Below are 23,128 nucleotides of genomic sequence, written 5' to 3'. Positions count from 1 at the left end.
TTAGTTCTTCGACTGGTCGACGAGCTTGTTCTTCGCGATCCACGGCATCATCGCGCGCAGCTTCGAGCCAACCTGCTCGATCTGGTGCTCGGCCGTCAGACGGCGACGCGATTGCAGCGTCGGTGCGCCAGCCTTGTTCTCGATGATGAAGCTCTTCGCGTATTCGCCGGTCTGGATGTCGGTCAGCACGGCCTTCATCGCCTTCTTCGTTTCAGCGGTCACGATGCGCGGCCCCGTCACGTACTCGCCGTACTCGGCGTTGTTCGAGATCGAGTAGTTCATGTTCGCGATGCCGCCTTCGTAGATCAGGTCGACGATCAGCTTCAGTTCGTGCAGGCACTCGAAGTACGCCATTTCCGGCGCGTAACCCGCTTCGACCAGCGTTTCGAAGCCGGCCTTGATCAGGTCGACGGTACCGCCGCACAGCACAGCCTGCTCGCCGAACAGGTCGGTTTCGGTTTCTTCGCGGAAGTTCGTTTCGATGATGCCGGCCCGGCCGCCGCCGTTAGCCGCTGCGTACGACAGCGCGATGTCGCGCGCCGCACCCGACTTGTCCTGCGCAACCGCGATCAGGTGCGGCACGCCGCCACCTTGGGAGTAGGTGCCGCGAACCGTGTGGCCCGGCGCCTTCGGCGCAATCATGATGACGTCGAGGTCGGCACGCGGGATCACCTGGCCGTAGTGAACGTTGAAGCCGTGCGCGAACGCGAGCGCTGCGCCCTGCTTGATGTTCGCGTGGACTTCCTTCGCGTACACGTCGGCGATCTGCTCGTCCGGCAGCAGCATCATGACGACGTCCGCGCCCTTCACCGCTTCCGCGACTTCCTTGACTTGCAGGCCGGCGTTTTCAGCCTTGCTCCACGATGCGCCGCCCTTGCGCAGACCGACCGTGATGTTCACGCCGCTTTCCTTCAGGTTCAGCGCGTGCGCATGGCCTTGCGAGCCATAGCCGATGATGGTGACCTGCTTGCCCTTGATGAGGGAGAGATCGGCGTCCTTGTCGTAGAAAACTTTCATGTCGGTTCCTTGGCTAGATTCGATGATTCAGAGAAATTCAGGTACTGCGAATGTTGTTATTGCCAGCCGGGCGATACCGCGTTGCCCGGCCTTGCGAAACGCGACGTCAGACCTTCAGAATGCGCTCGCCGCGACCGATGCCCGAGCTGCCCGTGCGGACCGTCTCGAGAATCGCCGTGGAATCGAGCCCCTCGATGAAGGCGTCGAGCTTGTCGCTCGCCCCCGTCAATTCGATCGTGTAGGTCTTTTCGGTGACGGCGATGATGCGGCCGCGGAAAATGTCCGCCATCCGCTTCATCTCCTCACGTTCCTTGCCGACCGCCCTCACCTTGATCAGCATCAGCTCGCGTTCGATGTGGGCGCCCTCGGTAAGGTCGACCACTTTCACCACCTCGATCAGGCGGTTCAGATGCTTCGTGATCTGTTCGATCACGTCGTCCGAGCCAACGGAGACGATGGTCATGCGCGACAGCGAACGGTCTTCGGTCGGAGCCACCGTCAAGGTTTCAATGTTGTAGCCGCGTGCGGAGAACAGACCCACCACGCGCGACAGCGCGCCTGGTTCGTTTTCCAGCAGGACGGAAATGATGTGTCTCATGTTTCGCTTCTTCCAGATGATGTGTCGATGTCTGCGAGCGGAGCGGCGCCGCTTCGTCTGCCCTCGCCTTTTTTGAAGGCGCGCATCACGAAGCCGGCGCTGGAGTTATCCAGACGCCCCGTCGTTAAAGATCTTCCGAACCCATGAGCATCTCGGTGATGCCCTTGCCGGCCTGAACCATCGGCCAGACGTTTTCGGTCGGATCGGTCTGGAAGTCGAGAAACACCGTGCGATCCTTCAGGCGCAGCGCTTCCTTCAGCGCAGGTTCCACATCGGCCGTGCGCTCGATGCGCATGCCCACGTGTCCGTACGCTTCGGCGAGCTTCACGAAGTCCGGCAGCGCATCCATGTACGAATGCGAATAGCGTTTGCTGTATTCGATCTGCTGCCACTGGCGCACCATGCCCAGATAGCGGTTATTCAGCGAAATAATCTTGATCGGCAGGTCGTACTGCTTGCAGGTCGACAGCTCCTGGATGCACATCTGGATCGAGCCTTCGCCCGTGATGCACAGCACGTCGTCGTCCGGATGGGCCATCTTCACGCCCATCGCGGCCGGTAGGCCAAAGCCCATCGTGCCGAGGCCACCGGAATTGATCCAGCGACGCGGCTTGTTGAACTTGTAGAACTGCGCGGCCCACATCTGGTGCTGGCCCACGTCGGAGCACACGAACGCGTTGCCGTCGGTCAGCTCCCACGCCTTTTCGACCACGTACTGCGGCTTGATGATGTCGCTCTTGCGGTCGAACTTCAGGCAATCTTTCGCGCGCCAGCCTTCGATGTCCTTCCACCAGTCGGCGAGCGCCGCGGCGTCGGGGCCATGCTCGGCCGTCTGCAACTGCTCGATCAGTTCCTTCAGCACTTCCTTCACGTCGCCGACGATCGGAATGTCGACCTTGACGCGCTTGGAAATGGAAGAGGGATCGATGTCGATATGGATGATCTTGCGCGGCCGCGACGCGAAGTGGCTCGGATCGCCGATCACGCGGTCGTCGAAGCGCGCGCCGATCGCGATCAGCACGTCGCAGTGCTGCATCGCCATATTGGCTTCGTACGTGCCGTGCATGCCGAGCATGCCGAGGAATTTCTTGTCGCTCGAGCGGTAGCCGCCCAGACCCATTAGCGTATTGGTGACCGGATAGCCGAGCAGATCGGCGAACTGGTTCAATTCACGCGACGCATCCGCGAGCACGATGCCGCCGCCGGTGTAGATATACGGACGCTTCGCCGACAGCAGCAGCGACACCGCCTTGCGGATCTGACCGGAGTGGCCCTTCGTGACCGGGTTGTATGAGCGCAGCGAAACGCTCTTGATCGGCTCGTATTGGCACGGCGTCTTCGACACGTCCTTCGGAATGTCGATCAGCACTGGGCCGGGACGGCCTGTACGGGCGATGTAGAAAGCTTTCTTGACCGTGGCGGCGAGATCGCGCACGTCCTTCACGAGGAAGTTGTGCTTTACGCAGGGACGCGTGATGCCGACCGTGTCGCATTCCTGGAATGCATCCTGACCGATCGCGGCAGTCGGCACCTGGCCGCTGATCACGACCAACGGGATCGAATCCATATAGGCGGTCGCGATGCCGGTCACTGCGTTGGTGACGCCGGGGCCGGAGGTCACGAGACACACGCCGACCTTGCCGGTGGAGCGCGCGTAGGCGTCCGCGGCATGCACGGCGGCCTGCTCGTGGCGCACGAGCACATGCTGGAACTTGTCCTGCTTGTACAGCTCGTCGTAAATGTAGAGTACCGAGCCGCCGGGATAGCCCCAGATGAACTCGACGTCTTCGTCGGCCAGTGCCTTCATGAGCACGGTGGCGCCGATAGAGTCTGCTTCGTGATGGGGGGTCGTATCCGACGTGGAGAATTCCGCGCTGGGCATATTCATTGATTCACCTTTCGAATTTTCGGCAAAAAATTGATCGGGTGCTCTCTGCCGGGCTTGTGGCTCGGGTTCAAGCGGCGCGTCCAGTTGACAGGAGGGCTTCTTGGGCCACACCTCAATTGAGACAACTCACTTATGTTGCGAACCAGCGACGATAGCTTCTGACGCGCTCGCGGTCAAGAAAATATTGCCATTTGGCTCGCGCGTAAGAGCGCGCGATCGGACGGAATGTCGACCGTCATGCAAATGCAAGCTTGAGCAGGTTTCACCCTATCGGAGCAAAAGTTTGTTAGCATCCGCGAGTTTTACGACATTTTTCGACCGATTACGCGCACGCTTGCTGCGCCGACCCCAACCGGATGGCATCAGACAAGGAACTCGCCGATTTTCTGGCGGGCGTCGAAAGGCGCGCATTCAAGCAGACGGTCTACGCCGTGCGGGACGACGACGCGTCCCTCGACATCGTGCAAGACGCGATGATCAAGCTCGCCGAGAAATACGGCGACCGTCCGGCGGCCGAGCTACCGCTGCTGTTTCAGCGTATTCTGCAGAATGCGACGCACGACTATTTCCGCCGTGCCAAAGTACGCAACACTTGGGTTAGTCTATTCTCGTCGCTCGGCAATGCCGACGACGACGAGTTCGATCCGCTGGAAACCCTCGAGGCCGAGGCGGGTTCGGCTGGCGCCGAGAGCAACGAACAGAAGCTCGAACGAGAGCAGGTCCTGCAGTCGATCGACAACGAGATCCAGAAATTACCGGCACGTCAACGGGAGGCGTTTCTCATGCGTTATTGGGAGGATATGGATGTCGCCGAGACTGCCGCCGCAATGGGCTGCTCCGAAGGCAGCGTGAAAACGCACTGCTCCCGGGCCACTCACACGCTGGCGCAAGCGCTCAAGGCGAAAGGAATCACGCTATGAGCTCCCTTGAAAACACAGAACTCGAGTTTGCGCGTCAACTGCGCCGCGCGCTCGACGAAACCACCGCCAGCCTCCCTCCCGCCACCGTCGACCGGCTCGCTGCCGCGCGTCGTGCCGCGTTGGCGCGCAAAAAGCCCGAAGCCGTCAGCGCGCCGGTGTTCGTGCCTGCGTTCGCCGGCATGCCGGCCGGGATGGCGGGGCTACCGCAGGGAGGCTTCGAGCCGCGCCGCCGCTGGCCGCTGCGCCGCTTCGCGCTCGCGTGGCCGCTGGCCGCGCTGGTCGTGAGCCTGATCGGCATCGCGTACTGGGAAGATCACCAGCGCACCGCCGAACTTGCCGACATCGATGCCGCCATGCTAAGCGACGACCTGCCGCTCAATGCCTATCTCGACCACGGCTTCAACGCGTATCTTTCACGCGCCCACTGAGCGGGAGATTCCTCGGGTGAGTTACAAGCGCGGCCTGGCCGTTGTTTTCGGATGCGCGATCGCGGCCCTGGTGTCGTTTGTCGCGACCTATCCGCGCTTTCACCCGAGCCCATCGTCGGCGGGCAATCCGTCGCCCGGCGTCAACGTCGCCGCGCCCGCGCCCGCCCCCGCACTTTCCGTCGAATTGCCCGGCCTGCCGGGCAGCAATAGCCCCCTCGCGTGGTCACGCCTGAGCGCCGCCGACCACGCCGCGCTGGCCCCATTCGCATCGCAATGGGATTCGTTTAGCGACGAACGCAAGCGAAAGTGGATCAAGATTGCGTCGCGATACGCAAAGATGTCGCCGGATGCGCAAAAGCGTCTGCATGAGCGCATGAGTGAATGGGTGCGCATGACGCCCGATCAGCGCCGCGTCGCGCGCGAAAACTACCAGGTTTCGAAGGAGTTGCCGCGCGAAGCGCGCCAGAACGCGTGGAAAGCGTACCAACAACTGCCCGAAGAAACGAAGGAGCGGCTCGCCGCGAGCGAACACAAGCGTCGCCCCAGCGTCGTCAGCGCGCCGCCATCGGCTCGCAACGAGATCAAGGGCATCGACCGGTTCGTGAATGCGCGCGAGCACGGCGCCAGTGCTGCCGCGGCGGCGAGCGCCGCGCCGGCTGCCTCCGCGCCGGCCGCGGCCTCGCTGCCGGCAACGCCTGCGATTCCGGCGGCGGGCAGCTTCGTACCGGCGACGCCGGTGCCCGTGTCGCCTGCCGAAGCGCCGGCAATCTTTCACGGCTCCTGATTCCGACCCCGAACCCATTACGTGTCCCAGCCGCTCGCCACCCCCACCCTGCCTGCCGCCGCACCCGGCGGCACGGCGCCCACCGTCCGGCGACGGCTCGCGGCACTGCTCTACGAAGCGGTCATTCTGTTCGGCGTCGTGTTTGTCGCCGGCTATCTGTTCAGCACGCTGACGCAGCAGCGTAACGGGCTCGCGCATCACAACCTGCTCGCCGGCTGGATCGGCCTCGTGGTTGCCGTGTACTTCGTCTGGTTCTGGACGCACGGCGGCCAGACGCTGCCGATGAAAACCTGGCGATTACGGGTTGTCGGCGCTGATGGCGCGCCGGTTTCGGTTGGGCGGGCGATTGCGCGGTATGTGTTCGCCTGGTTGTGGTTTTTGCCGCCGCTGGCGTTGCATCCACTTCTTGGGTTGCGGGTGCCGCAGACGCTTGTTATTGCGGGCGTCTGGTTCGTGGTGTGGGCCGCGAGTGGGCGTTTTGATCCGCAGCGGCAGTTTTTGCATGATCGGCTCGCGGGGACGCGGGTGGTAGCGGTTGGGCGCTAGCGCGCGTGGGCGATGGGCCGAATGCGTTGCTCTCCTTGGGCGGAGTGAGGCCTTTTTTGCCTTTGTTCGTGCGGTGTTGGCCTTTCCTTGCTTTGTTATCGGTCTATTAGCGTTGCCCCTGTGCGGGGCGGCACCTACTTTCTTTGCTGCTGCAAAGAAAGTAGGCAAAGAAGACAGCTAAAACCGCCAACTCTTAAGCGGGTCCCTCGGTCCGCGTGAGGTAGTGGTGCATCTGGAATCAGTGCCCTCGTACATTCCGCGCTTGTGACAAGGCTGTCATTCTTCCGGCGGCGCTACGCGCGCCGAAACCCCGCTCAAAAACCACTGGTTGTTTCGGCGCATCGCCGAGGCACAGCCGAGAGCCCCCGCTGCGCGGGCCAAACCATTGGTTTCCCAGGCAGACCCGTCCGCGACGCACGTAGTGCGGAGTGGGAGGGATGACGGCTTTGTCACGAACAGCGGAATGTGCGGGGGCCCGGATTCCAGATGCACCACTACCTCATGCAGACCGAGGGACCCGCTTAAGAGCTGGCGGTTTGAGCTGTCTTCTTTGCCTACTTTCTTTGCAGCAGCAAAGAAAGTAGGTGCCGCCCCGCACAGGGGCAACGCTAATAGACCGATAAGACAGCAAGGAAAGGCCAACCAAACCAGAACAACGAAAAAACAGGCCCCGCCAAGGCCCCTCCGTAATAAGAACTTCTCATGACTGTCACGCCGCAGTCACGCGCACCCGGCCCAATACGGGCACCGCCACTCGACGCGTGAGCCATGGACCCCAATACGTCCGCGACTTCCCTGTTTCGTCAAACCGGACCGAGCGTCGACCCCGTCGCGTTCCGGCCCGCTCCGGGTTCTACTCAACACGGCCTGCCGCTGCCCGCGACGCCATCACTCGATGCCCGCGCCGATCATCCCGATGACGGCCACGACGATCCGCATCGCTATCGCACGATCTGGCTCTCGGATATCCATCTCGGCTCGAGCGGCTGCCAGGCGGGATATCTGCTCGACTTCCTACGCCACAACGAATCGGAGTACCTGTACCTCGTCGGCGACATCATCGACGGCTGGCAGTTGAAGAAAGGCTGGTACTGGCCGCAGGCGCACAACGACGTCGTGCAGAAAGTGCTGCGCAAAGCGCGCAAAGGCACTCAGGTCATCTACGTGCCCGGCAATCACGACGAAGCCGCGCGCCAATTCTGCGACCTCGCGTTCGGCGACATCCACGTACGCGGCGAAGCGTTCCACACGACGCTCGCCGGCAAGCGGCTGTGGATCGTGCACGGCGATCTGTTCGACGGCGTGATCCAGCACGCGAAATGGCTCGCCTATCTCGGCGACACGCTGTACACGATGATCCTCGTGCTGAACCGCTGGTTCAACCGCATTCGCAGCAAACTCGGATTTCCGTACTGGTCGCTGTCGCAATACCTGAAGCATCAGGTCAAGAACGCGGTCAACTTCATCTCGTCGTTCGAACGCGTAATGACCGACGAAGCGCGTCGCCGCGGCTGCGACGGCGTCGTCTGCGGCCACATCCACAAGGCCGAGATGCGCGAGATCGATGGCGTGCTCTATTGCAACGATGGCGATTGGGTCGAGAGCCTGTCGGCGCTCGTCGAGACTTATGAAGGCGAGCTCAAGGTGATCTTCTGGACTGCGCTTCGCGCGCCCCAGGCGGGCACGCAAAAAGCCCGCGCCACTGCCTGAGCACTTCCACTCTCCACTTCCACAGGGCCCGCAGCGATGAACAACGCGATGAAGATCATGATCGTCACCGACGCATGGGAGCCGCAGGTCAACGGTGTCGTACGCACGCTGAAGAACACCCGGCGCGAACTCACCGCGCTCGGCCATCAGGTCGATCTGCTGACTCCGCTCGAATTTCGCACCATCCCGTGCCCGACTTACCCGGAGATACGCCTGTCGTTGCTGCCGCGCCGCCGGCTGCGCGAGCGCATCGGCCGTTTCGCGCCCGACGCGTTGCACATCGCGACCGAAGGTCCGCTGGGCATGGCCGCGCGCGCGTATGCGCTCGACCACAAGCTGCCGTTCACGACCGCGTATCACACGCGCTTTCCCGAGTACGTGCAGGCGCGCTTTCGCATCCCGCTCGCGGCGACCTACCGGTTTCTGCACTGGTTCCACAAGCCGTCGCTCGCGGTAATGGCGCCGACCCCCGTCGTCAAGCAGGACCTCGAGAAGTTCGGCTTCACGAACGTCGTGCTGTGGACGCGCGGCGTCGATCTCGAAATCTTCCATCCGATGGACTCGAAGGTGCTCAACACCGCGCGGCCGATCTTCCTGTACGTGGGACGCGTGGCGGTCGAGAAGAACGTCGAGGCATTCCTGCAGCTCGACCTGCCCGGCTCGAAGTGGGTCGCGGGCGAAGGTCCGGCGCTCGCCGAACTGAAGTCGCGCTATCCGCAGGTCAACTATCTGGGCGTGCTGTCGCAGGCCGAACTCGCGAAGGTCTACGCGGCCGCCGACGTCTTCGTGTTTCCGAGCCGCACCGACACGTTCGGACTCGTGCTGCTCGAAGCGCTCGCATGCGGCACGCCGGTGGCCGCTTATCCGGTCACCGGCCCGATCGACGTGCTCGGCGACGGCGGCGCCGGTGCAATGCACGAGGATCTGCGCGAAGCGTGTCTGGAGGCACTGAAGATCGATCGGTCGCATGCGCGCGCATGGGCCGAGCGCTTCTCGTGGGCAGCGGCGTCCGCACAATTCGCCGCGCATCTGAAGCCGCTGCGCGACACGGCGTATCGTGAGGAAAGCGCCGCTGCGTGATGCGGCGCGCGGAGCCATCCATGCGAAGCAGTCGATCCAGCGCCGAAGGCGCGTCGAACGGCGCACTGCGCGCCGTCGAGTCCACCCGCGACACCACCAGCATCGAACCGTTCGACGACGTACGCGAACCGGGTATGACCGGGCATGCGGATACCGTGCATCGGGTGAACGGCGCGAGGACCACGACCGGCGGCGCCAGCGTCGCGGGCGGCGTGCAACCTGACGCCACCCAGGACACGACTCGCGACTCAAGCCACGACGCCCCCAACGAACCGCTCAGCCCCGACGACCCGCTCGCCCCGCTGCCCTTCAACCCCTACAAAGGCAACCGCGGCCTCACGCGCGCATGGCACGCGATGAAAAACTCGCTGGCCGGTTTTCGCGTTGCGATTCGCGAGGAAAGCGCGTTTCGTCAGGAACTCACGTTGGCCGCGATCCTGATTCCGTGCGGCCTCGTGGTGCCCGTCGATCCCGTGTCGCGCGTGTTGCTGCTCGGCTCGGTGCTGCTCGTGCTGATCGTCGAGCTGCTCAATTCGAGCGTCGAAGCGGCAATCGACCGGATCTCGCTCGAACGTCACGAGTTGTCGCGCCGCGCGAAGGATCTCGGCAGTGCGGCCGTGATGGTCGCGCTCGGCATGTGTGTGATGACGTGGGGAGTCATCGTCGGGCCGCTGGTCGTCGGCTGGGTTCGCGCGTGGCTTTGAGGTTCGATGCGGGTTGAAGCGCACGCTTCGCCACGCCCCACAGGATGAAAATCCGCGCAGGCGGTTGGGTATTAGAACGCTCGGTTTATAATCGTTTGACGGTCTCACAGGAAAGCGCTCGCGCAAACGGATCCGCGCCTCGCCTCATCCTGCCCTTTCGGGGGGCCCGCCGCGTGTCGGCGGGTTCGGGAGAGCTCAATATACCAACCGCATCCGGGTGGAACACGCAGCAGCGGCACGCCGCCACGCGCCCAGCCCGGCATAACCAGGGCCGGACGACATGGAAGCCAAACCTCCCCGCCGCACGCGCGAACGGATTCTCGAACTGTCGTTGAAGCTGTTCAACGAAATCGGCGAGCCGAACGTCACGACGACGACGATCGCCGAGGAAATGGAAATCAGCCCAGGCAACCTGTACTACCACTTCCGCAACAAAGACGACATCATCAACAGCATCTTCAGCCAGTTCGAGCAGGAGATCGAGAAGCGTCTGCGTTTCCCCGACGACCATCGCGCGACCATCGACGAGATGTGGTCGTATCTGCAGTACATGGTCGATTTCACGTGGCGCTACCGCTTCCTGTACCGCGACCTGAACGACCTGCTCGCGCGCAACCGCACGCTCGAGACGCACTTCAAGCAGATCATCAGCCATAAGGTGCGCTTCGCGAGCCAGTTCTGCGAACAGCTCGTCGCCGACGGCGAAATGGTCGCGACGCCGCAGGAAATGCAGGTGATCGCGACCAACGTCGGCGTGATCGGCACGTACTGGCTGTCATATCAGTTCGTGATGAATCCGCGCAAATACAACGAGCAGGAAGCGATCCGCGAAGAGCTGCATCAGGTCAGCGTGCAGATCGTCTCGCTGATGGCGCCCTACCTGCGCGGCCGCTCGCGGCAGCTGTTCGACGACCTCGTATCGGGCACGCTGCCCAAGCGCGAGTTCTACGACTACCTGCCGCCGCGTGAAGGCGCCGCGCCTCGCAACGAATCGAAGGACAGTTGAGCATGAAGTCGGTGTGTGTCTATTGCGGCTCCTCGATGGGAGCCAAACCGTTGTATGCGCAGGCGGCGCGCGTGTTCGGCCGTGCGCTGGTCGAGGCCGATCTCGCGCTCGTCTATGGCGGCGGCAAGGTGGGGCTGATGGGCGTGATCGCCGATACCGTGATGGCCGAAGGCGGCCGCGCGATCGGCGTGATTCCCGAGCTGCTCGTCAGCAAGGAAGTGGGGCATAACGGCCTGACCGAACTGCACGTGGTGCCCGACATGCATCATCGCAAGAAGATGATGGCCGAGCTGTCCGATGCGTTCGTCGCGATGCCCGGCGGCGCGGGCACGCTCGAGGAGCTGTTCGAGGTCTTCACGTGGGCGCAGCTCGGCTACCACGGCAAACCGGTTGCACTCCTGAACACCGACGGCTTCTACGCGCCGCTGATCGACCTGCTTCAGCACACGGTCGACGAAGGCTTCATGCGCAAGACCTATCTCGACATGCTGCAGATCGACGCCGATCCGCTCGCGTTGATCGGCAAGCTGCAACGCTACGCGCCGCCCGCGCGCGACAAATGGGCGGCGGTCCAAAGCGACGCGATCTGAATCCCGGGTCCGCGGAACCCGAGCGAAGCGCGCCGCGCACGCACCACCCCAACGACGAGGTTGCGATGACGAAAGCTGTTCTGATCACCGGCGGCAGCCGCGGCATTGGCCGTGCCACCGCGCGTCTGCTTGGCGCGCGCGGCTGGTGCGTCGGCGTGAACTACGTGCGTGACCTCGCCGCCGCGCAGCAGACGGTCGCAGAGGTCGAACACGCGGGCGGCCGCGCGGTGCCGATCGCCGGCGATGTCGCGAACGAAGCCGACGTGACCGGCATGTTCGATACGCTGCAGCAATCCTTCGGCCGCATCGATGCGCTCGTCAACAACGCGGGCATCGTCGCGCCGTCGAGTCAGCTCGCCGATATGGACTTCGCGCGTCTGAAACGCATGTTCGACGTCAACGTGCTCGGCGCCTATCTGTGCGCACGGGAAGCGGCACGGCGCATGTCGACCCAGCGCGGCGGCGCGGGCGGCGCGATCGTCAATGTTTCGTCGGCGGCGGCGCGGCTCGGTTCGCCGAACGAATACGTCGACTATGCGGGGTCGAAAGGCGCAATCGACACGATGACGCTCGGCCTCGCGAAAGAACTCGGCCCGCAGGGCGTGCGCGTGAACGCGGTGCGTCCGGGCCTGATCGACACCGAGATCCATGCGAGCGGCGGCAAGCCCGAGCGCGCCGCGCAATTGGGCGCGACCACGCCGCTCGGCCGCCCCGGCCGCGCCGACGAAGTCGCCGAGGCCATCGTGTGGCTGCTCAGCGACGCGTCGTCGTACGTGACGGGCGCGCTGTTCGACGTCGCCGGCGGCCGCTGAGCGAACGCCGCACGCAACGCGGCGCAAGCCTTAAACACCTGGCGCGGTCCACTACGCGGCCGCGCCTTTCCAGCCCGCTCCCCTCTCCTCTTTCCCCACGAACCCTGGTCGATTTCTCATGAAACCGGCACAGCCGCGCATCGAATGCGCGCGCGTTCGTTCGTGTGTAATCTTCAGTAATAATGCGGCGCTACAATTGACCAGATCGTATGCATCCGCAGGCGACGTAAGCAAAGCATAAGTACGAGGCCAACGCCGCCGCGTACGCTGACCAGAGACTTCCATGCAACACAAGCAGTCCACGCGCTGGCGCGCGCACAGTGCCAACGCGACGGCCCCGACCTCGGCCGCTGCAGCAGGTGGCACGCACGACGCTTCGCTTTCCGCCAGCACCGCGCACCCGTTTGCCGGCGCGCAGAGCCAGCCGGCGGCCGGGGACCCCGCGGCTTCGGCCGCAGCGGTATACGGTGCCGACACCGCCCATCCATCGGGCTCCGCCGTTTCTGCCGACCGCGCAACGCGCGGCCTGCAGCGTTGGCGCGCGCTCGCGGCGATCCGCCCGCTGCTGTGGCTGGTCGCGCTGGCGATCCTGTGCGCGTGGCTCGCCCCCGGCATTCTCGGCCACGAACCGTGGAAGCAGGACGAAACCTACACATTCGGCATCGTCCAGCACATGCTCGATACCGGCGACCTCGTCGTGCCGACCAATGCCGGCCAGCCCTTCGTCGAAAAGCCGCCGATCTACGATTGGGTCGCCACGGGCCTCGCGTGGATGTTCGGCCGCTATCTGCCTCTGCACGATGCGGCACGGCTCGCGAGTGCGCTGTTCGCGGGCCTGACGGTGTATTACACCGCGCGGGTCGCGCGTCGCGCGGTCGCTGCGTCGAGCTGGTTCGACCTGCGCGTGATCGGCACGCTCGCTCTGTTCGGCGGCACGCTCGTCGTCGTCAAACACGTGCACGACATGATGACCGACGTCGCGCTGATGGCCGGCGCCGCGCTCGGCTTTTGCGGACTGTTCGAACTCGTACTCGTGCATCTGCGTGACGACCCGCGCGCCGCGTCGTATTTACCGATGCACTCGCAAGCCGCCCGGCACACCAAACCGCTCGATGCCCGCGAGCGGCGTCACGCGATCATCAGCGGCGCGACGATGTTCGGCGCGGGCGTCGGCGTGTCGCTGCTCGCCAAGGGGCTGTTCGTACCGCTCGTGTTCGGCGCCACCACCTGCGCGGCGCTGCTGCTCTATCCCGCATGCCGCAGCCGCGGCTTCGCCGGCGCGCTCGTCCTCGCCGCGCTCGTCTGCGCGCCGTTCGCGCTGATCTGGCCGATCTGCTTCTACCTGCGCTCAGCGGCACTCTTCAAGGTGTGGCTGTGGGATAACAACGTCGGGCGTTTCTTCGGTTTTTCGGTCGCCGAGCTCGGCTCCGAAAACGAGAGCCACCTGTTCGTACTGCGCACCGTGCTGAGCGTCGGCTTTCCGGTCGTACCGCTCGCGCTGGCCGCGCTCGCCGGTGGCGCATGGCGGCGCTGGCGCGATCCGCGCGTCGCGTTGCCGGTGCTGTTCGCGGGTATCGGTTTCGCGGTGCTGCAAAGCTCGGCGACGGTTCGCGAGCTATACATCCTGCCGTTCATCGCGCCGCTCGCGCTGGTCGCGATGCAGGGCGTCGAACGTTTGCCGGCGCGCCTGCATACCGGCTGGGATATGACTAGCCGAGTGCTGTTCGGCAGCGCGGCCGCGCTCGTGTGGATCGTCTGGTCGATCATGACGACCCCCGCGAACACGCATGCGTCGCTGCATCTGCTCGGCCGCTGGCTGCCGCTCGACTGGGTGCTGCCGATTTCGCCCGCGCTGATCGTCGGCGCGCTGCTGCTGACGATCGGCTGGCTGTGGCTGCTGCCGTCGTTCAAGTACGCGGGCAAATGGCGCGGCGCGCTCAGCTGGTTCGCGGGCGCGATGCTCGTCTGGGGGCTCGTCAGCACGCTGTTGCTGCCGTGGCTCGACTACGCGAAAAGCTACCGCTCGGTGTTCCGGGACCTCGGCGCGAAGATGGATATCGAATGGAACGACGGCGACTGCATGGCAAGCTCCGGACTCGGCGAATCCGAAGCGCCGATGCTCTTCTACTACACGGGCATCGTGCATCAGCCGAGCGAAGATCCGCGCACGACCGCCTGCACCTGGCTGATCGAGGAAAGCCGCCGCGACAACGCGCGGCCGCCGGCCGGCGAATGGCGGCTGTTCTGGTCCGGTGCGCGACCGGGCGATTCGGATGAGCTGTTGCGCGTCTTCGTGCGCACGCCGATGGCGGGCAAGCTGCACGGCGACGAGTAGAGCCGCGCAACGCGTCGCGCCGGCCGAGTGTCTCGCGCGCGCGTCCGCGTCGATTCAGAACGACGAACCGGGCTCGCGCAGGAACGCGATCTCCTCGTCGCTCGATTCACGTCCGAGCAACCCGTTGCGATGTGGAAAGCGGCCAAATCGTTCAATCGCTTTCGCGTGGCGCAGCGCGTACTGATAGTAGCCGTCACCGCCCGGCTCCGCCGCAAGCTGTTTGAACAGACGCAGCGACTCCTGCTGGCTCGCGAGCGTTTCATCGTGCTCGAACGGCAGATACGCGAACGCGCGATGCTGCACGTCCGGCAACAGCCGATCGGCGCCGCTCGCGATGATCCGTTGCGCGGTTTGCAGCGCCTTACCGTCGGTCGAGAAGGCGCGCGGTGTATTGCGATGGCAGTTGCGGGAAAACTGGTCCAGCACGATGACGAGCGCCAACGCACCCAACGGCGTGCTCTGCCATGCGTCGAGCTCACCCGCGTTCGCCGCATCGATCAGCTTACCGAACCGTTCGCGCAGCATCGTATCGACGGCGTCATCGCGCTTGAACCAGCACTTGCGCTCCGTGCCGCGCTCCGGCGTGCCCGGCGCGCCGAACCAGCAGTCGAGAACCTCGCGCGCCCGCGGCGCAAGCGCCGCATAGTCGGCTTCGACCGAGTACGGTGCCGAGGTGGCGTGCGGCGGCGTGTCAGCCATTGCGGTTGCGCATCCAGTCGGCGGTTTCGAAGAAGGAACCGAGCAGGCGCTCGCGCAGCGGTTCCGGCAAGCCGACATCCTCCATCGCCCATGCCATGCACCTCAACCACTGGTCACGCTCGCTCGACGCGATCGCGAACGGCAGATGCCGCGCGCGCAGACGGGGATGGCCAAAGCGGCCGATGTAATGATCGGGACCGCCGAGCCAGCCGCACAAAAACCAGAATAGCTTGTCGCGCGACCCCTCGAGCGACCCCGGATGCAGCGCGCGAATCCCGGCGAAATCCGCCTCGAGATCCATCAGGTCGTAAAACCGGTCGACCAGGTCGCGCACGCGCGACTCGCCGCCCACCAGTTCGAAGGCCGTCGGCTTGTCCGAGGACACTTCGTCGTTCAAATCGCTCATACCCTGCTCAACAGCAAAAAGACATCACCAGGAAAACTCACGCGTCGCGCAGCGACTGCAGCGCCGGCCGCGCCAACACATGCCGCAAACTCAGCCACCCGCCGACACCGGCACACGCGACGCCGGCCGCAACGCCCACCGGCAGCAGCCACGGATCGAAGTCCAGATAAAACTCGAACACGTGCGTGGCCAGCATCGAGCCGACGATCTGCGCGCCGAGCGCCGCCATCAGGCCGGCAAGCGCGCCGACCGCGACGAATTCGGACACCTGCACCGACCGCACCTGACGATGCGATGCGCCCAGCGCACGCAGCAGCGCGGATTCTCGCATACGCTCGTCGCGCGTGCCGGCGAGCGCCGCATATAGCACCAGCACGCCGGCCGCGAGCGTAAAGGCGAACAGGAATTGCACCGCGCCGATCACCTGCTGCAACACGCGCTGCACCTGCGCGAGGATCGGGCCGGTATCGATCGCGGTCAGATTGGGATACGCGGCGATCAGGCCATCGATCGTCGACTGTTTCTCCACCGGCAGATGGAAGCTCGTGATGAACGTCGCCGGAAAATCCTGCAACGAAACCGGCGGCATCAGCACGAAGAAGTTGACCTTGAAAGAACCCCAGTCGAGCTTGCGCACGCTCGTCACCGGCGCCTCGACAGTCAGCCCCGTCACGTCGAAGCGCAGCACGTCGCCGGGCTTCACGTTGATCAGCTTCGCGAGACCCTGCTCGATCGAGATCTGCGGCTTCGTCGTCTCGCCGAACCAGGTTCCCGCGGCGATCCGGTTGTCGTCGGGCAGTTGCGTCGTGTAGGACAGGTTGAACTCGCGGTCGACCAGTCGCCGCGCATCCTCGCCCTTGAACGAATCCGGATCGACCGCCTTACCGTTGATCGCGACGAGCCGCCCGCGCACCATTGGCGACAGCGCCGCGCCGGCGATGCCGTGCGCGTCCAGATACTGCGTGACCGCGTCGCGCTGATCGGGCTGGATGTCGATGATGAACTCGTTGGGCGCATCGGGCGGGGTCGACTTGCGCCAGCCCTGCACGAGGTCGTCGCGCGTCATCGCGATCAGCAGCAGGCACATCAGGCCGATGCCGAGCGCGGTGATCTGTAGCGCGCTGGTGCTGCTGCGCCGCTCGAGCGACGCCAGCGCATAGCGCCAGCCGATGCCCGCATTGACGCGCTCGCTGCGCACCACGCGCGCCGCGCCCCACAACGCGAGCCGCGCGATGCCGGCGAACACCAGCAGCCCGCCCGCGAATCCACCCGCGACGATGCCCCCGAGCTTCAATTCCCCCGCGGCGAGTATCAGCAGCCCCGCGAACAGCACGATGCCGACCGCGTAGGCGGCCCACGCAGTGCGTCCCTCCTCGCCCCATTCACGCCGCAGCACGCGCACCGGCGGCACGCGCGTGAGCGGCAACAGCGGCGGCAGCGCGAAGCCGAGCAGCAGCACGAGGCCGGCCGCGATGCCTTCGAGCGCGGGCCACAGCGTCGGCTGCGGCAGCACCACGTCGATCAGGCCGCCGAGCCACGTCAGCAGCGCGAGATGCCCGAGATAACCGAGCGCCACGCCGAGCACGCCGCCGAGTACGCCCAGCCCGACGAATTCGAGCGTGAACAGCGCGCGCAGCGCGGCCTGGCTCACGCCGAGACAGCGCATCGCCGCGCAGCCGTCGAGATGCCGGCGCATATAGCGGTGCGCGGCCATCGCGATCGCGACGGCCGCGAGCAGCGCGGTCAACAGCGACACGAGCGTCAGGAAATGGCCCGCGCGATCGAGCGTCTGACGCACCTGCGGCTGGCCGTCCTGCAGCGACTCGAGCGCGACGCCGCGCAGCTTGCCGCCGTCGACGTGCTCATGCGCAAACTGCGCGAAGCGCGCGACCGCGTCGTCTGAACCGGCGACCAGCAGCCGGTACGTGACGCGGCTGCCATAGGTGATCAGGCCCGTCGACGGTACGTCAGCGGCATTCAGCATCAGGCGCGGTGAAAAGTTGACGAACGAAAAGCCGCGATCGAGCTCGCGCGTGATCAGCGCGCCGACCGTGAAGTTGCGATTGCCGAGCTTCACCGCATCGCCGATCTTCAGCTTCAGCGCGTCGAGCAACTGCTGGTCGACCCACACGGTGCCCGGCGCCGGAATGGACGTCGCCGGATGATCGGCCGCACCGGGCGCGGCCGCGATGCGCAGCGCGCCGCGCAACGGATAGCCGGGCGACACCGCCTTGACGGCGGCGAGCCGCGACGCCGACTGCGCGCCGGTCGAATTGATCATGCTGGGAAAGATCGCCGTGGTGGCGGTGCGCAGGCCCAGGGCGTGCGCCTCGGCGGCGAATTGCGGATCGACCGGATGATCGGCGCGCACGATGAAGTCGGCGGCAATCATGCGCCGCGCATCGCGCTCGAGCCCCTGATGCAGCCGATCGCCCAGAAACCCGACGCTCGACAACGCCGCGACCGCCAGCACGAGCGCGAGCAGCAACATCGTCAGTTCGCCCGCGCGCCAGTCGCGCGCCGTCATCCGCATGGCCTGGCGCAACAGATCGATGCCGCCGAGCCGCCGCGCCGGTCTCGTGTCGGCGCGCGTTCTTGAACCCGCCTTGGATCCTGGTAGTGCTTCGCTCAATCGTGCCTGCTCCTCGCAAATCGCGACACCATGTGCGTGGCCATGCCGCGAAAACCGCCCTGCACGCCACGCCACAATCGCGGCAATGCCCACGCCGCGAGCAGCAGGAAGCCTACCATCAAGACCAGAAACACGAGCGGCACGAACAGCGCAAGCAGTACGCCGCCGACCACGAGGCCGTCCTCGGCGGTCGACGTGACGAGGTTCGACACCGGCTCCGGCGACAGGTTGATCAGCGCGCGCGTGCCCGCCTTCGCGAGATGCGCGGTGCCGGCGAGCGTGCCGCCCGCGAGCGCGGCAACGCTCAGCAGTGTCGGATCGGCGTGGCCGAGCGCGCCGGCGGCCAGCACGGCGCCGGCCGGAATGCGGATGAAGGTGTGGATCGCATCCCACAGCGAATCGAACGCGGGGATCTTGTCGGCGAAGAATTCGGCCAGCGTCAGCACGGCCGCCGCACCGATCACCCATGGCGATGACAGCGCGGACAATGTGTTCGGCAAGTGAATCAGGCCAAGACGTTCGAACACGCCGGCCAGGAGGACCGTCAGATAGAGGCGCAGACCGCTGCCCCATGAAAGGCCCGCTGCAAGTGAAAGTGATTCAAGCATGGCCGCCTCCACGCGCTAAGTGCGTGCCACGCGCCGCGGCGGGAACGAGCGGGCGTTCCGCGCCGAAGCCATCAGGCTCGCCAAGCTGGCCGCGCCAGCCAGGCCGCGGGCAATTTCAAGGTCGTTTCTGTCTCATTATAGCTACGATAATTCGCAGAACGCAGAGCGGCGGAGCCTTTGCTGTGGCTTGCAGGCAATGGCGGCCGCGCCCAGAGCGCAGGTGGCCGCCCGGTCAGTGCCCCGACGACAGCTTCAGGCCGACGAGGCCGATCACGATCAGCGATGCACTGGCGGCGCGCGCGACCGTCAACGCCTCGCCCATCATCACGACGCCGAAGATGAACGCGCCGACCGCGCCGATCCCTGTCCAAACAGCATAGGCTGTGCCGAGCGGCAACTGGCGCATCGCGAGCGCGAGCAGCACGAAGCTGCCGAGCGCGGTCACGACCGTGAAGATGGACGGCCACAAGCGGGTGAAACCTTCGGAGGTTTTGAGACCGGCCGCCCACGCGACTTCGAGCAGACCGGCAATCAGGAGAAGAAACCAGGACATCGACACAGCTCCATGAAAAATGGGGCCGTCCCCGATGATTGATGCAGGCGCAAGGTCGTCCTTACGTCGGGAGATTATAACGAAGCGGCATCGCGGACGAACTCACACCGCACCCACCAGCCGGTACCCGACGCCCGTCTCCGTGACGATATGCTCCGGCTGCGCCGGATCGCGCTCGAGCTTGCCGCGCAGATGCGCCATGTAGATGCGCAGATAGTGGTGACTCTCGACGTGCGACGGCCCCCACACGTCGCGCAGCAACTGCCGGTGCGTGAGCACGCGGCCCGCATGGCGCACGAGCGTCGCGAGCAGCCGGTATTCGATCGGCGTCAGATGGACCGCGGCGCCGTCGCGCGTAACCTGGCGCAGCGCGAGGTCGACGGTGACCGCACCGAAGCGCACCTGCGGCGATTCGTTCGCGCCGCCGTGATTGCGCCGCCGCAGATGCGCGCGGATCCGCGCAAGCAACTCCGACACGCCGAACGGCTTGGTCAGGTAATCGTCGGCGCCGGCGTCGAGCGCGGCGACCTTTTCGCTTTCCTGGGTACGCGCCGACAGCACGATCACCGGCAGCTCGCTCCAGCCGCGCAGCTCGCGGATCACGTCGAGGCCGTCGGTGTCGGGCAGGCCCAGATCGACGATCACGAGATCGGGCTTGCGCGTCGCCGCTTCGACGAGCCCCTGCTTGCCGGTCTCGGCGTCGTACACGGCGATGCCCTCGCCTTCGAGCGCCGTGCGCACGAAGCGGCGAATCTGCTTCTCGTCTTCGATCAGAACGACGGTGATGCTCAGGTCACTCATGGGCGGGGCGGGTGAGCGGGTTGAGGTCGGCGGCGGTGTCGGTGTCGGTGGCTGCGCCTTCGTCTTCGAGCGTATCAAACGTCTCGGGTGCGTCGGGCGGCGTCTTGACCGGCAGCGTGAACCAGAAGCGCGCGCCCTCGACGTGGCCATCCGCGGCCAGCCGGTTGAGCGCGCCGATTGTACCGCCGTGTGCCTCGACGATCGCGCGGCAGATCGCGAGCCCAAGGCCGATGCCTGGTTTCGCCGACTCCTTCTCGCCGCGCGTGAACTTCTCGAACACGCGCGCTTCCATGCCGGCGGGCAGGCCGGGGCCGTTGTCGTCGATCGTGATGCGCACGAACGGCGTGCCGTCCGCGTCGATCTGCTGCGCGCCGATCGCGAGCGGCGTGCCGGACGCCGTGTATTTGGCCGCGTTCTCGAACAGGTTCGAGAACAAGCGCTCCATCAACACCGCGTCGAGATGCAGCAGCGGCAGATCGGCGGGCAGCGTAACCCGCACCGGATGATCCGCGAGCACACGCTTGCACGCGCGCAGCGCGGCGCCGACGGTCTCCTCGAGCAGCGTCCATTGCTGGTTCAGTTGCAGGCTGCCGGCCTGCAAGCGCGCCATGTCGAGCAGATTCGTGACGATGCCGGTCATGCGCAGCGCTTCTTCGTGGATTGCGTCGACGAGTTCGTCGTCACGCCGCGCGGCGGATTGCGCGTCGGTCCGCAAAGAAGCATTCACCTCGCCTTCTGTCCGCCCCTGTCCCGCCTGCCGCCCCTGCGCGAGCATCGACGAAAACCCGACGATCGTCGTCAGCGGCGTGCGCAGATCGTGCGAAATCGCCGACAGCAGCGAATTGCGCAGCCGCTCCGACTCCATGTTGACGAGCGCATCGCGCGCGATATCGACGTAGTGCACCCGTTCGAGCGCGAGCGCGATCTGCGCGGCGAACGCATCGAGCATGCGGCGCTGTTCGGGCACGGTCAGCTCGCGCTCGTCACGCACAACCACCGCGAGCACGCCGCGCGTGCGCATCGGCGCCTTCAGCGGCAGATACAGCGCCGCGGCGGCCGGCAGCGTATCGGTGCCGTGGCCGGCCGGCTTCTGCTGATCGTAGACCCATTGGCCGACGTCGAGATCGAGCGCGTCGCCTTCGAGCGTGATCGCCGCGTCGGGGTCCTCGATCTTCTGTTTGATCTGGTCGGCGCTGTCGGGCAGCAGGATCGCCACACGCGCGCCGAACACCTCGCTCACGTGCCGGGTGCCGATGCCGACGATCTGCTCGGTCGCGAGCGCCGCGGCGAGCTCGCGCGCCATCTCATACATCGCGCCGGTGCGCTGCTCGCGGCGTCGCGCGACGCTCGCCTCGTGGCGCAGGCTCGAAGTCAGATGGCTGATCACGAGCGAGGTCAGCAGCATGCCGAAGAACGTCAGCAGGTATTGCGTGTCGGAGACCGACAGCGACATGCGCGGCGGCACGAAGAAGAAATCGAACGCGGCGACGCTCGCGAACGACAGCACGACACCCGGCCCGCGCCCGAGCTTCACCGCGGTGAAGATCACGCCGAGCAGATACAGCATCACGAGGTTGGTCAGATCGATGCGGTCGATCAACTGGCTCGACAGCAACGTGATCGCCGCGCCGATCGCGAGCGCGAACGCGTACGCGCGCGGCGGCGAGCGACGCTCGCGGGCCGCGCTCAACGCCTCGCGCCACGCGTTCGCGGTCGTGTTCAACAGCCGCCGCTGCTCGCCGCCGTCGCGCTCCGACGATACGCGAATCAGCGTGAGATCGAGATCGCCGCTCTTCTCGGCGATGCGCTCGCCCAGCGGCCGGCGCAGCCAGCGGCTCGCGCCCGTGCGCGACGATGCGCCCGCCACCAGCTTCGATACGTTGCGCGCCTGCGCGTAACCGATCAACGCGTCGAGGGCATCGGTGGCGGCGAGCGTCGCGGTTTCGGCGCCGAGTTCGGCGGCAAGCTTCAGCGCGTTCAACGTGCGTTCGCGGCGCGCGTCGGGCAGGCGCTGCAACGCGGGCGTTTCGACATAGACCGCGAGCCAGTCGGCCCTCAGGCTAGCGGCGAGGCGCGCCGCCGAGCGCACCAGCGCCGGCGCTTCGGGACCAGGACCGACGCACACCAGCAGCCGCTCGCGCGCCTGCCAGATACGCTGGATCGACCGATCGGCGCGGTACTCGCGCATCTGCGCGTCGACCCGATCGGCGGTGCGGCGCAGCGCGAGTTCGCGCAGCGCGATCAGGTTGCCCTTGCGAAAGAAGTTGCGCACCGCGCGCTCCGCCTGCTGCGCCATGTAGACCTTGCCGTCGCGCATGCGGTCGAGCAGTTCCTCGGCCGGCAGATCGACGAGCGTGACTTCGTCGGCATGATCGAACACGCGATCGGGCACGGTCTCCCACACCCGGATGCCGGTGATCTGGCCGACCACGTCGTTCAGGCTCTCCAGATGCTGCACGTTGACGGTCGTATAAACGTCGATGCCCGCGTCGAGCAGTTCGTAGACGTCCTGCCAGCGTTTCAGATGACGCGCGCCCTGCAGGTTCGAATGCGCGAGTTCGTCGACGAGGATCAGTTGCGGCTTGCGCGCGAGCGCGGCGTCGAGATCGAACTCGCCGAGCATGCGGCCGCGATACTCGATCTGCGCGAGCGGCAGAACGTCGAGCCCCGCGAGCAACGCGGCGGTTTCGCTGCGTCCATGCGTTTCGGCGATGCCGACCAGCACGTCGACCCCTTCTTGCTGGCGGCGGCTCGCGGCCTGCAGCATCGCATAGGTCTTGCCGACGCCGGCCGACGCGCCGAAGAAAACCTTCAGCCGGCCGCGCTGGCGTTTTTCTTCGTCGCGCTGCAGCTTGTCGAGCAGTTGGTCAGGATCGGGGCGGTTCATGCGCAGTGGTTTTGATAGTCGTGCGAGCGGCGGTGTCTGCATGGTGGCACGGCCCGCGCCGGCCCGCAAATGGCGGCGCGGCGCCACGCGAAACGCCGCTGTTTCATCGATGAACCGCAATTGC

The 23,128-nt window shown here is 65.6% G+C and carries 21 protein-coding genes; 11 read left to right on the top strand and 10 right to left on the bottom strand.

All coding sequences use genetic code 11. The features are described from left to right. From ilvC to OKW26_RS38880, 3 genes are all read right to left on the bottom strand, one after another. A complete protein-coding gene (gene ilvC / locus OKW26_RS38890; protein WP_008920617.1) occupies positions 1–1,017 on the bottom strand; it encodes a ketol-acid reductoisomerase in 1,017 nt (338 codons plus the stop codon). Between the two features lie 106 nt (positions 1,018–1,123). After that, positions 1,124–1,615 (bottom strand): acetolactate synthase small subunit, encoded by a 492-nt coding sequence (ilvN, locus tag OKW26_RS38885; RefSeq protein ID WP_429356879.1) that lies wholly within the window; start codon positions 1,613–1,615, stop codon positions 1,124–1,126. Between the two features lie 124 nt (positions 1,616–1,739). After that, complete coding sequence (locus tag OKW26_RS38880) at positions 1,740–3,503, bottom strand: acetolactate synthase 3 catalytic subunit (protein WP_184028488.1); 1,764 nt, start codon at positions 3,501–3,503, stop codon at positions 1,740–1,742. Positions 3,504–3,859: 356 nt separating this feature from the next. Here OKW26_RS38880 and OKW26_RS38875 point away from each other — a divergent pair, with 356 nt between their 5' ends. The 11 genes from OKW26_RS38875 to OKW26_RS38825 all read left to right on the top strand — a co-directional run bounded on the left by OKW26_RS38875 (position 3,860) and on the right by OKW26_RS38825 (position 14,418). Beyond that, the gene (locus tag OKW26_RS38875; RefSeq protein ID WP_184059344.1) at positions 3,860–4,423 is read left to right on the top strand and encodes an RNA polymerase sigma factor; all 564 of its coding nucleotides are present in this window, start codon (positions 3,860–3,862) and stop codon (positions 4,421–4,423) included. Further along, positions 4,420–4,851, top strand: a complete 432-nt coding sequence (locus OKW26_RS38870) for a DUF3619 family protein (RefSeq protein WP_184045896.1) — start codon at positions 4,420–4,422, stop codon at positions 4,849–4,851. Before OKW26_RS38875 ends, OKW26_RS38870 begins: the two co-directional genes overlap by 4 nt. A gap of 16 nt (positions 4,852–4,867) precedes the next feature. Further along, complete coding sequence (locus OKW26_RS38865; RefSeq protein ID WP_429356878.1) at positions 4,868–5,635, top strand: DUF3106 domain-containing protein; 768 nt, start codon at positions 4,868–4,870, stop codon at positions 5,633–5,635. A gap of 21 nt (positions 5,636–5,656) precedes the next feature. Further along, complete coding sequence (locus OKW26_RS38860) at positions 5,657–6,181, top strand: RDD family protein (protein WP_429356877.1); 525 nt, start codon at positions 5,657–5,659, stop codon at positions 6,179–6,181. A gap of 768 nt (positions 6,182–6,949) precedes the next feature. Beyond that, positions 6,950–7,891: a UDP-2,3-diacylglucosamine diphosphatase gene (locus OKW26_RS38855; RefSeq protein WP_090803742.1), complete on the top strand. Its 942-nt coding sequence runs from the start codon at positions 6,950–6,952 to the stop codon at positions 7,889–7,891. Positions 7,892–7,939: 48 nt separating this feature from the next. Continuing rightward, complete coding sequence (locus OKW26_RS38850) at positions 7,940–8,971, top strand: glycosyltransferase family 4 protein (RefSeq protein WP_429356876.1); 1,032 nt, start codon at positions 7,940–7,942, stop codon at positions 8,969–8,971. Between the two features lie 20 nt (positions 8,972–8,991). Next, a complete protein-coding gene (locus tag OKW26_RS38845) occupies positions 8,992–9,675 on the top strand; it encodes a diacylglycerol kinase (RefSeq protein ID WP_184059352.1) in 684 nt (227 codons plus the stop codon). A gap of 280 nt (positions 9,676–9,955) precedes the next feature. Further along, on the top strand, positions 9,956–10,681 hold the full coding sequence (locus OKW26_RS38840) for a TetR/AcrR family transcriptional regulator (RefSeq protein ID WP_018419991.1): 726 nt from the start codon (positions 9,956–9,958) through the stop codon (positions 10,679–10,681). Positions 10,682–10,683: 2 nt separating this feature from the next. Beyond that, on the top strand, positions 10,684–11,271 hold the full coding sequence (locus OKW26_RS38835; RefSeq protein ID WP_429356875.1) for a TIGR00730 family Rossman fold protein: 588 nt from the start codon (positions 10,684–10,686) through the stop codon (positions 11,269–11,271). Between the two features lie 65 nt (positions 11,272–11,336). Further along, on the top strand, positions 11,337–12,083 hold the full coding sequence (locus OKW26_RS38830) for an SDR family oxidoreductase (RefSeq protein ID WP_429356874.1): 747 nt from the start codon (positions 11,337–11,339) through the stop codon (positions 12,081–12,083). 283 nt (positions 12,084–12,366) lie between these two features. Continuing rightward, a complete protein-coding gene (locus tag OKW26_RS38825) occupies positions 12,367–14,418 on the top strand; it encodes an ArnT family glycosyltransferase (protein WP_429356873.1) in 2,052 nt (683 codons plus the stop codon). Positions 14,419–14,472: 54 nt separating this feature from the next. Here OKW26_RS38825 and OKW26_RS38820 read toward each other — a convergent pair whose 3' ends face one another. From OKW26_RS38820 to OKW26_RS38790, 7 genes are all read right to left on the bottom strand, one after another. After that, positions 14,473–15,117, bottom strand: a complete 645-nt coding sequence (locus OKW26_RS38820; protein ID WP_429356872.1) for a DUF924 family protein — start codon at positions 15,115–15,117, stop codon at positions 14,473–14,475. Beyond that, the gene (locus tag OKW26_RS38815; protein ID WP_429356871.1) at positions 15,110–15,523 is read right to left on the bottom strand and encodes a group II truncated hemoglobin; all 414 of its coding nucleotides are present in this window, start codon (positions 15,521–15,523) and stop codon (positions 15,110–15,112) included. The genes OKW26_RS38820 and OKW26_RS38815 overlap by 8 nt, the downstream gene beginning before the upstream one ends. 37 nt (positions 15,524–15,560) lie before the next feature. Then, positions 15,561–18,050, bottom strand: a complete 2,490-nt coding sequence (locus OKW26_RS38810) for an ABC transporter permease (protein WP_429357171.1) — start codon at positions 18,048–18,050, stop codon at positions 15,561–15,563. 101 nt (positions 18,051–18,151) lie between these two features. Beyond that, positions 18,152–18,763, bottom strand: coding sequence for a DUF4126 domain-containing protein (locus OKW26_RS38805; protein WP_184059364.1), 612 nt, complete (start codon positions 18,761–18,763; stop codon positions 18,152–18,154). Between the two features lie 232 nt (positions 18,764–18,995). Next, positions 18,996–19,316: a quaternary ammonium compound efflux SMR transporter SugE gene (gene sugE, locus OKW26_RS38800; RefSeq protein ID WP_429356870.1), complete on the bottom strand. Its 321-nt coding sequence runs from the start codon at positions 19,314–19,316 to the stop codon at positions 18,996–18,998. A 102-nt stretch (positions 19,317–19,418) separates the two neighbouring features. Beyond that, the gene (gene kdpE / locus OKW26_RS38795) at positions 19,419–20,117 is read right to left on the bottom strand and encodes a two-component system response regulator KdpE (RefSeq protein WP_176109149.1); all 699 of its coding nucleotides are present in this window, start codon (positions 20,115–20,117) and stop codon (positions 19,419–19,421) included. Then, positions 20,110–23,004, bottom strand: coding sequence for a DUF4118 domain-containing protein (locus tag OKW26_RS38790; protein ID WP_429356869.1), 2,895 nt, complete (start codon positions 23,002–23,004; stop codon positions 20,110–20,112). Before OKW26_RS38790 ends, kdpE begins: the two co-directional genes overlap by 8 nt. Positions 23,005–23,128 lie beyond the last annotated feature (124 nt).

Origin of the sequence: Paraburkholderia sp. 32, assembly GCF_050435345.1 — a bacterium.
Lineage (GTDB): Bacteria > Pseudomonadota > Gammaproteobacteria > Burkholderiales > Burkholderiaceae > Paraburkholderia > Paraburkholderia tuberum.
This window is presented reverse-complemented; position numbering and strand designations above follow the sequence as displayed.

Excerpts from the sequence above, each read along its gene's own strand:
- OKW26_RS38880 (WP_184028488.1), bottom strand. The coding sequence starts at position 3,503 with ATGAATATGCCCAGCGCGGAATTCTCCACGTCGGATACGACCCCCCAT.
- OKW26_RS38820 (WP_429356872.1), bottom strand. The coding sequence starts at position 15,117 with ATGGCTGACACGCCGCCGCACGCCACCTCGGCACCGTACTCGGTCGAA.
- OKW26_RS38855 (WP_090803742.1), top strand. The coding sequence starts at position 6,950 with ATGGACCCCAATACGTCCGCGACTTCCCTGTTTCGTCAAACCGGACCG.
- OKW26_RS38850 (WP_429356876.1), top strand. The coding sequence starts at position 7,940 with ATGAAGATCATGATCGTCACCGACGCATGGGAGCCGCAGGTCAACGGT.
- kdpE (WP_176109149.1), bottom strand. The coding sequence starts at position 20,117 with ATGAGTGACCTGAGCATCACCGTCGTTCTGATCGAAGACGAGAAGCAG.
- OKW26_RS38870 (WP_184045896.1), top strand. The coding sequence starts at position 4,420 with ATGAGCTCCCTTGAAAACACAGAACTCGAGTTTGCGCGTCAACTGCGC.
- OKW26_RS38835 (WP_429356875.1), top strand. The coding sequence starts at position 10,684 with ATGAAGTCGGTGTGTGTCTATTGCGGCTCCTCGATGGGAGCCAAACCG.
- OKW26_RS38845 (WP_184059352.1), top strand. The coding sequence starts at position 8,992 with ATGCGAAGCAGTCGATCCAGCGCCGAAGGCGCGTCGAACGGCGCACTG.
- sugE (WP_429356870.1), bottom strand. The coding sequence starts at position 19,316 with ATGTCCTGGTTTCTTCTCCTGATTGCCGGTCTGCTCGAAGTCGCGTGG.
- OKW26_RS38810 (WP_429357171.1), bottom strand. The coding sequence starts at position 18,050 with ATGACGGCGCGCGACTGGCGCGCGGGCGAACTGACGATGTTGCTGCTC.
- OKW26_RS38830 (WP_429356874.1), top strand. The coding sequence starts at position 11,337 with ATGACGAAAGCTGTTCTGATCACCGGCGGCAGCCGCGGCATTGGCCGT.
- ilvC (WP_008920617.1), bottom strand. The coding sequence starts at position 1,017 with ATGAAAGTTTTCTACGACAAGGACGCCGATCTCTCCCTCATCAAGGGC.
- OKW26_RS38805 (WP_184059364.1), bottom strand. The coding sequence starts at position 18,763 with ATGCTTGAATCACTTTCACTTGCAGCGGGCCTTTCATGGGGCAGCGGT.
- OKW26_RS38790 (WP_429356869.1), bottom strand. The coding sequence starts at position 23,004 with ATGAACCGCCCCGATCCTGACCAACTGCTCGACAAGCTGCAGCGCGAC.
- OKW26_RS38825 (WP_429356873.1), top strand. The coding sequence starts at position 12,367 with ATGCAACACAAGCAGTCCACGCGCTGGCGCGCGCACAGTGCCAACGCG.
- OKW26_RS38815 (WP_429356871.1), bottom strand. The coding sequence starts at position 15,523 with ATGAGCGATTTGAACGACGAAGTGTCCTCGGACAAGCCGACGGCCTTC.
- OKW26_RS38840 (WP_018419991.1), top strand. The coding sequence starts at position 9,956 with ATGGAAGCCAAACCTCCCCGCCGCACGCGCGAACGGATTCTCGAACTG.
- ilvN (WP_429356879.1), bottom strand. The coding sequence starts at position 1,615 with ATGAGACACATCATTTCCGTCCTGCTGGAAAACGAACCAGGCGCGCTG.
- OKW26_RS38875 (WP_184059344.1), top strand. The coding sequence starts at position 3,860 with ATGGCATCAGACAAGGAACTCGCCGATTTTCTGGCGGGCGTCGAAAGG.